The following is a 3,352-nucleotide window of genomic DNA, read 5'->3' as shown; positions in this document are numbered from 1 at the left end:
GACAAAATATTTTTGACCGTTATGTTATTTATGCAGATTTTTGGATACAAGACCAAGAATATCGAGACCCCGATACAGGACAGCTATTTGACCGCGCAGCGCTAAACGCTGAACTTGAAAAAATAGAAAAGCCAGCGGGTATTTCTAACCCTAAAGATTTTCGTAATGAAATAGTGAACTTTGTACTGCGTGCCCGCGCACACAACAACGGTAAAAACCCACTATGGACAAGCTACGAAAAACTACGCACGGTGATTGAGAAAAAAATGTTCTCTAATACCGAAGATTTACTCCCTGTTATTTCGTTTAATACTAAAACGTCTGCAGAGGATCAGCAAAAGCACGAAGACTTTGTGAACCGTATGGTCGAAAAAGGCTATACACAAAAACAAGTTCGCTTGCTTTCTGAGTGGTATTTACGGGTTAGAAAATCGCAATAACCTTCATAGTCGTAGTATTTAGGAGGTCAATATGGCGCATTTTATAGATAGGCGTTTAAACGGAAAAAATAAAAGTACGCTTAATCGCCAGCGCTTTATTAGGCGCTATAAAAAACAAATTAAAGAAGCGGTTTCAGATGCGATTAACAAACGCAGCGTTACCGATTCAAGCTCTGGTGAGAGTATTTCTATTCCACAACGCGATATCAGCGAACCTACATTTCATCAAGGGCAAGGCGGGAATAGAGAACAAATTCACCCTGGTAACGATCAGTTTTCTACAGGTGATAAAATTGAGCGCCCTAAAGGCGGACAAGGCGGTGGTGCCGGTGAAGGTGACGCCAGCGATTCGGGCGAGGGACAAGATGAGTTTGTATTTTCAATATCAAAAGATGAATACCTTGATTTACTGTTTGAAGATCTAGAACTTCCTAACTTACAAGAGAACCAGCTTGATAAGTTAGTGCAAATGAAAACCCATCGCGCAGGTTTTTGTAGCGACGGCATGCCAAGTAATATTGACATTGTACGCTCTCTTCAAGGCTCGCTTGCACGGCGTGTTGCCATGAGTGCAGGTAAAAAACGCCGTTTAAAAGAGCTCGAAGAACAACTTGCTCTGCTGCTTGCTGGTCCACATAACGATAAAGCGGCAATTGCTTTATTACAAAAAGAAATTGCAGCATTAAAAGTGCAAATTAAGTCGGTTCCGTTTATTGATAACTACGATTTACGTTTTCGTAATTACGAAAAGCGCCCTCACCCCACCAGCAAAGCCGTGATGTTTTGTATTATGGATGTGTCAGGCTCAATGGATCAGCCAACAAAAGACATGGCAAAGCGTTTTTATATTTTGCTCTATCAATTTTTAACGCGCAGTTATAAAGACATAGAAGTTGTTTATATTCGCCACCACACACAAGCTAAAGAAGTAGACGAACAAGAGTTTTTTTACTCCCAAGAAACTGGCGGCACTATTGTTTCAAGCGCTCTTAAATTAATGAACGAAATAATAAAAGAGCGTTATCACGCAAACGAGTGGAATGTATACGCCGCACAAGCCTCTGATGGCGATAATTGGGCGGACGACACCCCGCAGTGTGGTGAAATATTACGTAATAAGCTCTTAAGCGCAGTACGCTATTTTGCTTATATTGAAATAACCACTCGTGCTCATCAAAGCCTATGGCGCGAATATGAATCAATAACACACAGCCATAATAATTTCGCCATACAGCATATTCAAAGCGTTGAAGATATTTACCCAATTTTTAGGGAGCTATTTAAAAAAGGTCGTCAACAGCAAAACTCTGCATAGCCAAAAGCGAGGTAGTATTATGAATGATAAACGATTGAGTGATGGCCCAGATTGGACCTTTGATTTATTAGATGAGTACCAAGGTGAAATTGCCCGTGTTGCAGCTCACTACAGGTTAGACACCTACCCTAATCAAATTGAAGTGATAACCGCAGAGCAAATGATGGATGCTTATTCAAGCGTTGGTATGCCTATTGGCTACAGTCATTGGTCTTACGGTAAGAAATTTATCCAAACAGAGCAAAATTATAAGCGCGGACAAATGGGTCTCGCTTACGAAATAGTGATAAATTCAGACCCTTGTATTGCGTACTTAATGGAAGAAAACACCCTACCTATGCAAGCGCTTGTAATGGCACATGCGTGTTACGGACATAACTCATTTTTTAAAGGTAATTACTTATTTAAAACCTGGACCGATGCAGGTTCAATTATTGATTACTTGGTATTTGCTAAAAACTACATAAGCCGCTGTGAAGAAAAGCATGGTATTACACAAGTAGAAGCCCTACTCGACTCATGTCATGCATTAATGAATTACGGGGTCGATCGCTACAAACGTCCACAACAAATATCGCTATTTGAAGAGCAAAAACGCCAACAAGAGCGCGAAGACTACCTTCAATCGCAAGTAAACGAATTATGGCGAACTATTCCTGAGCAACAGCAAGAAACCAAAAAGAAAGTCCGCCATTTCCCTTCTGAACCTCAAGAAAATATTTTGTATTTTATTGAAAAAAATGCCCCATTACTGGACTCTTGGCAACGTGAAGTGATACGTATTGTTCGTAAAATTTCGCAATACTTTTACCCACAAAAACAAACTCAAGTAATGAACGAAGGCTGGGCAACTTTTTGGCATTACACCATCCTTAATCACTTATATGATGAGGGAAAGCTCAGCGACTCTTTCATGTTAGAGTTTTTACAAAGCCACACCAACGTAGTTTATCAGCCACCTTATAACAGTAAGTATTATTCAGGCATTAACCCATATGCTTTAGGCTTTAATATGATGGTTGATATTCGCAGAATATGTGAACACCCAACTGAAGAAGATAAACGCTGGTTTCCTGAATATGCAGGTAGTAACTGGCTAGATACACTGCATTTTGCAATGGAAAACTTTAAAGATGAAAGTTTTATTAGCCAGTTTTTATCGCCTAAGTTAATTCGTGATTTTAAATTATTTACTATTATTGACCATACTAATAATCCCCATCTAGAAATTGGCGCAATACATAACGACAACGGCTATAAGGCAGTGAGAGAAGCACTCTCAGCGCAGTACAATTTAAGTAATCATGAGCCTAACATTCAAGTGTATGATGTTGATATTAGAGGTGACCGTTCATTAACCCTACGCTATGTACCTCATAACAATATTCCTTTAGCAAACTCGCACGAGGAAGTGCTTAAGCATCTTTACAGATTATGGGGCTTTAAAGTAAAACTAGAGCAAGAGTCAAATTCTGGTGAGGTTTCAATGATTGGTCAATGCCCAATAGATGACTCTCGACACACAACACAATAATGAAGGGCAATACAATTTCCATACTGATTGGGTTTGCTCAGCAGATTGTAAAAAAACACGGTA

Annotated in this window: 2 protein-coding genes and 1 pseudogene; all 3 read left to right on the top strand. The window is 39.6% G+C overall.

What is annotated here, in order from left to right:
* Window positions 1-440 (top strand): annotated as a pseudogene (locus H5072_RS15030) (PrkA family serine protein kinase); the annotation flags it as partial.
* 31 nt (window positions 441-471) lie between these two features.
* Window positions 472-1,755: a YeaH/YhbH family protein gene (locus tag H5072_RS15025; protein ID WP_007375849.1), complete on the top strand. Its 1,284-nt coding sequence runs from the start codon at window positions 472-474 to the stop codon at window positions 1,753-1,755.
* Between the two features lie 19 nt (window positions 1,756-1,774).
* Window positions 1,775-3,289: a SpoVR family protein gene (locus H5072_RS15020; RefSeq protein WP_182693978.1), complete on the top strand. Its 1,515-nt coding sequence runs from the start codon at window positions 1,775-1,777 to the stop codon at window positions 3,287-3,289.
* Window positions 3,290-3,352: the final 63 nt, after the last annotated feature.

It is taken from the genome of Pseudoalteromonas sp. SR45-5 (assembly GCF_014163565.1).
GTDB classification, from domain to species: domain Bacteria; phylum Pseudomonadota; class Gammaproteobacteria; order Enterobacterales; family Alteromonadaceae; genus Pseudoalteromonas; species Pseudoalteromonas distincta.
This window is presented reverse-complemented; position numbering and strand designations above follow the sequence as displayed.